The organism is Streptomyces niphimycinicus, assembly GCF_018883605.1.
Taxonomy (GTDB): domain Bacteria; phylum Actinomycetota; class Actinomycetes; order Streptomycetales; family Streptomycetaceae; genus Streptomyces; species Streptomyces niphimycinicus.
In genome coordinates this window covers 1-4228 of sequence record NZ_JAHLEM010000161.1, presented here as the reverse complement: position 1 = coordinate 4228, position 4228 = coordinate 1, and the positions used below count along the sequence as shown (strand labels likewise).

Here is a 4228-nt window from a genome sequence, read left to right as displayed (position 1 = left end):
CGCGCCGAGGCCGCCGTCGCCCGCGCCGACCTCGTCATCGACGGAATCGTGGGCATCGGCGGCAAGGGCGGGCTGCGGCCCGACGCGGAGCGGCTGGTCCGGGCGGTGCGCGGCATCGCCGTCGCCGTGGACCTGCCCAGCGGGGTCGACGCCGACACCGGCGAGGTACGCGGCTCCGCCGTGCGCGCGAACGCCACGATCACCTTCGGCGCGTACAAGCCGGGGCTGCTCATCGACCCCGCCCACACCCACGCGGGCGCCCTGCGGCTGATCGACATCGGCCTGGACGCCCATCTCCCGGCCGACCCCGACGTGGCGGCGCTCCAGCACGAGGACGTGGCGGCGCTGCTGCCCCGGCCGACGCCCGAGAGCGACAAGTACCGGCGCGGCGTGGTGGGCGTCGTCGCGGGATCCGCCCGCTACCCGGGCGCGGCCGTCCTGGCCGTCTCGGGCGCGCTGCGGGGCGGCGCGGGGGCGGTGCGCTACGTCGGCCCCGCCGCCGACGACGTCATCTCGCGCTTCCCCGAAACCCTCGTCCACACCGGTCCCCCGGCCAAGGCGGGCCGCGTCCAGTCGTGGGTCGTCGGCCCCGGCCTCGGCGACGGCGCGGCGGCCAAGCACTCCCTGGACGACGTCCTCGCCTCCGACGTCCCGGTCCTGGTCGACGCCGATGGGCTCCACCTGCTGCCCACCGGGAGCGACGTGCGCAAACGCGAGGCGGCCACCGTCCTCACCCCGCATGCGGGCGAGGCGGCGGCGCTGCTCGGCGTGAGCCGCGAGGAGGTCGAGTCGGGCCGCCTCGCCGCCGTGCGGGCCCTGTCCGAACGCTATGGCGCGACCGTCCTCCTGAAGGGGTCCACGACGCTGATCGCCGCCGAGCACCAGCCGGTACGCGTCAACCCCACCGGCACCGGCTGGCTGGCCACGGCGGGCAGCGGCGACGTGCTCTCCGGCCTGATCGGCTCCCTCCTCGCCACGGGCCTCCCGGCCCGCGATGCCGCCTCCGTCGGCGCCTACCTCCACGGCCTGGCCGCCCGCCGCGCCACGACCCCGCATGGCGCCCCCATCGCCGCGTACGACGTCTCGACGGCGCTGACGGACACGTGGCGGGACGTGCTGGCCTGAGCGCACCCTACGCAGTCGATCGGCTACTTTGGGCGATGTGACTGTCGGAGTGCGACGCCGTGGCGGCCGGGCCGGGTGGTGGGCCCTGGCCGGGCTGGTCACAGCGCTGGCCACGGTGGTCCATCTCCTTGCCTGTGCGCACGGACCCCAGCGGATGGGCGGCGTGGATTCGCTGAGTGCCGTCCGCTCGGCGGCGACGGCAGCCGTCGCGACCGGCGACCATCTCCGGGCGGCGGACGGCGATGCCGCCTCGCGCTGTCACGACGGCGACGAGCCCGGCCGGGTCCAGCAGGACTGCTCCCTGACGCTTCCCGGCGCGGTGGCCGCCTCCGGCGCCGCGTTCGCCGCGGATGACATGCCGCCGCCCGGTTGGCAGGCGGGGGCGGGCGGGGGCAAGCGGGCGCCGCCCGCCGGGGGCCGGGCGGTACTGGGGGTCTGGCGGATCTAGAAGGGGCCGCGCCGCCGCGCGCGGGACGCGGACCGTCGCCGTTCCCGCGGCGGTACGCAGGCCATCTTCTTCGCCAACCCGAGCGGCCGGCCCCGTAGCGGGCCGGGCCGTCGAAAGAGACGCCGATGAACACCATCACCGCTGTGACTTCCCCCTGCCCTCCCGCCGGCCTGCTGGCCGCGACCGCACCCAGCGCACGGACCCCGGCCGGGCTGGTCGGCAACACCCCGCTGCTGTGGGTGGGCGAGCCGTTCGCCGCCCCGGGCCGCGGATTCTGGGCCAAGCTGGAGGGCGCCAACCCCGGCGGAATCAAGGACCGCACCGCCCTGTACATGGTCCAAGCCGCCTGCGACCGGGGCGAGTTGCTGCCCGGCGCCCCTATCGTGGAATCGACCTCCGGCACCCTGGGCCTCGGCCTGGCGCTGGCCGGGAACACCTTCGGCCACCCCGTCACGGTGGTCACCGACCCCGGCATGGAGCCGATGATGAGCAGCCTGCTGGCCGCCTACGGCGCCACCGTCCACGTCGTGGCGCAGCCGCACCCGGCCGGCGGCTGGCAGCAGGCCCGCCGGGACAAGGTCGCCGAACTGCTGGCCGCCCACCCGGACACCTGGTGCCCGGACCAGTACCACAACCCCGACAACGTGGCCGCCTACCGGCCACTGGCCCATGAGCTGGTCGCCCAGCTAGGGCGGATCGACGCCCTGGTGGTCAGCGTCGGCACCGGCGGCCACTCGGCCGGTGTCGGCTCGGTGCTGCGCGACTTCTTCCCCGACCTGAAGGTGGTGGGCGTGGACACGACCGGCTCCACCATCTTCGGCCAGCCCGCCGCCCCGCGGCTGATGCGCGGCCTGGGCAGCAGCATCCATCCCCGCAACGTCGCCTACCACCTCTTCGACGAAGTCCACTGGGTCGCCGCCCCCGAAGCGGTCTGGGCCGCTCGGCGGCTGGCCCGCTGCCACTACGCCACCGGCGGCTGGAGCGTGGGCGCGGTCGCGCTGACCGCCCGCTGGCTCGCCGGGGTCCTGCCCGCCGAGGCCCGGATCGCCGCGATCTTCCCCGACGGACCCCAGCGGTACACCGGCACCGTCTTCTGCGAGACCTACTGCCGCGAACACGGTCTGCTGGGCCACTTCCCGCCCGACGCACCGCAGGAGATCGCCCATCCCCGGGAGCGGACGGTCACCTCCTGGACCCGGTGCACCACGGTGACCGACCCGCTCGCCGACCTCGACCACACCACGGCGGTGCGGCGATGAAGGCCCTGTGGCGCAGCACCCGCTCCTTCCCGCCCAGCGCCCAGCTCTTGATGGCGAACCAGTTCGCCATCAATCTGGCGTTCTACATGCTCATGCCCTACCTCGCCGCCCATCTGACGGGGGACCTGGGCCTGGCGGCCTGGGCCGTCGGCCTGGTCCTCGGGGTGCGCAACCTCTCCCAGCAGGGCATGTTCCTGATCGGCGGGACCCTCGCCGACCGCTACGGCTACAAGGCCCCGATCATGGCCGGGTGTCTGCTGCGGACCGGCGGGTTCGCGCTGCTGGGCTGGGTGGACGCACTGCCCGCCCTGGTGATCGCCTCGGCGGCCACCGGTTTCGCCGGCGCGCTCTTCAACCCCGCCGTCCGCGCCTACCTCGCGGCCGAGGCGGGGACGCGCCGGGTGGCGGCGTTCGCGACGTTCAACGTCTACTACCAGGCCGGGATGCTGCTCGGCCCACTGGTCGGGCTCGCGCTGCTGGCCGCCGACTTCCGCCTCGTATGCACGAGCGCGGCATTGATCTTCGCGCTGCTGAGCGTTCTCCAGTGGCGGGCCCTGCCCGCCCGCCACGCCGACGAGACGGCGGGCGAGCGGACAGCGGGGGTGCTGGCCCAGTGGCGCACGGTCGTCGCCAACCGACCGTTCCTGCTCTTCTCCGCCGCGATGATCGGCTCCTACGTCCTGACGTTCCAGGTCTACCTGGCACTCCCGCTCGCCGCCGACCGGGCACTGGGCACGGACGGCACAAAGGCCACCAGCGGCCTGTTCGTGCTCTCCGCCGCCGTCGCGGTGGCCGGACAGTTGCGGCTGACCGGCTGGGCCAGGCGGCGCTGGAGCGCGGACCAGGCCCTGGTCCGCGGGCTCACCCTGATGGGCCTGGCCTTCCTCCCGCTCGCCCTGACGCCGTCCGCCACCGCGGCGGTCATGGCCGCGCTCGCCGCCGCCGTGACACTGCTCGCGGTGGGCAGCGCGGTGGTCTACCCCTTCGAGATGGACACCGTCGTCTCCCTCGCCGGTGGCCGCCTCGTGGCCACCCACTACGGGCTCTACAACACCGTCTCCGGTCTCGGCATCACCCTGGGGAACCTGGCCACCGGCGCGATCTGGGACCACGCCCAACGCCACGACGTCACCTGGCTGCCCTGGCTGGTGCTGACCGCCACCGGTCTGGGCTGCGCGGCGGCCGTGCGCGCCCTGGCCCGCAATGGGCGCCTCACCACCGCACCCCGGGCCGCGCCCGCCTGACGGATGCGGAAGCGGAACCGCGGCATCGCACCCGCCACCAGGCGGCAGCCCAGGCGGGTAGCCGCAGGGCGGCAGGAGGGGCGGGGCCGCACCCAACACCCGGCCCCGGGTCGCACACCGGGTGCGGACCGTGGGCGCCTCCGGCGGACAGC

4 protein-coding genes are annotated in these 4228 nt (G+C 75.1%); all 4 read left to right on the top strand.

The window, feature by feature from the left end; all coding sequences use genetic code 11:
* The coding region (locus KN815_RS16055; protein ID WP_216342602.1) for an NAD(P)H-hydrate dehydratase at window positions 1–1125 on the top strand (1125 nt) is incomplete at its 5' end.
* Window positions 1126–1162: 37 nt separating this feature from the next.
* Entirely contained in the window at window positions 1163–1573 is a 411-nt protein-coding gene (locus KN815_RS16050) for a hypothetical protein (protein ID WP_216342601.1), read from the top strand.
* A gap of 125 nt (window positions 1574–1698) precedes the next feature.
* The gene (locus KN815_RS16045) at window positions 1699–2832 is read left to right on the top strand and encodes a PLP-dependent cysteine synthase family protein (RefSeq protein WP_216342600.1); all 1134 of its coding nucleotides are present in this window, start codon (window positions 1699–1701) and stop codon (window positions 2830–2832) included.
* Complete coding sequence (locus KN815_RS16040; RefSeq protein WP_216342599.1) at window positions 2829–4076, top strand: MFS transporter; 1248 nt, start codon at window positions 2829–2831, stop codon at window positions 4074–4076. Before KN815_RS16045 ends, KN815_RS16040 begins: the two co-directional genes overlap by 4 nt.
* The last annotated feature ends 152 nt before the right edge of the window (window positions 4077–4228 follow it).